This is a genomic window from Psychrobacter sp. 1Y4 (assembly GCF_051847555.1).
On the sequence record NZ_JBPYDE010000242.1, the window covers coordinates 1 to 930 of the forward strand.

Consider the following 930-nt stretch of genomic DNA (forward strand, 5'->3'; position numbering starts at 1 on the left):
ATAGCCACGAGTGGCCAGTTGTTGCTGTAAATCGCTTAAATCGCCGCGTAAGAGTTTTGGATCAATCATAATAGTTGCCTGTAACACTAAGAGTGAATAAGAAGTTTAAACATTATTAGTATAATTATTGGTCAGCTTATACTTATTGCAAAGCTTGATAACGCAATAACTACCTTGCCATGCTGCCATATTTTTTATCAAACTATATGGGTGCCGCTATCATACCAAGACCCAGCAGATTTGACCATGCTTTGAGCTTTTTTGAGCGCTTTTAGCGTGATTTTGGGCTACTACTTTCATTATCCATAGCCAGTTATACTTACCCGAAATACATATCCTAAAGTTCAACTTACTTTAATAAGGCTCATCTACCTTTATTAAAGCCATTAATATCGCCGCTATCAGTGAACAGATCCGCTTATATGTTTCATTTAGGAGTACTTTTCGGTAAGATAAGCGCATACCTTTATTTACCTACAGCCAAGTAGTACATCACGACTTGGCTTTGGCGATGTAAACCCAACACTTTTAACACAAGCATCTGAGAAACCTCTATGGCCCTGTATCCTTACACGCTCCAACCTGTCGCCTTAAACCTGACTGAAGCTGAATTCCTTCAAGCCCAATATGAACTGTTCGCCAGTGCCAGCCCCTCTTTTGGTCTGTCGAGCTTTAAGACCAAAGAATGGATCATTATGGCTGTGGTTGTGGTACTCGCTATTGCAGGACTGATCTTTGTAACAGGCTACTCAACCATCATTTTTTGGTTAATGCTCGTTGGTGTGGTGATTTATCTATTGGCGCGTACTTTAGGTTTTAGATGGTATGTAAAAAGAGAGTTTGAAAAACAAATTGCTGATCAAGAGATGCCAGATGAAATGCGCCAAATGAAGCTTGGTGTGCAAAAACATGGTCTGGTCATGGCGATGC

1 pseudogene is annotated in these 930 nt (G+C 40.3%); it reads left to right on the forward strand.

The features are described from left to right. Positions 1-554: 554 nt before the first annotated feature. Positions 555-930, forward strand: a pseudogene (locus ACS8FC_RS15520) (YcxB family protein); the annotation flags it as partial.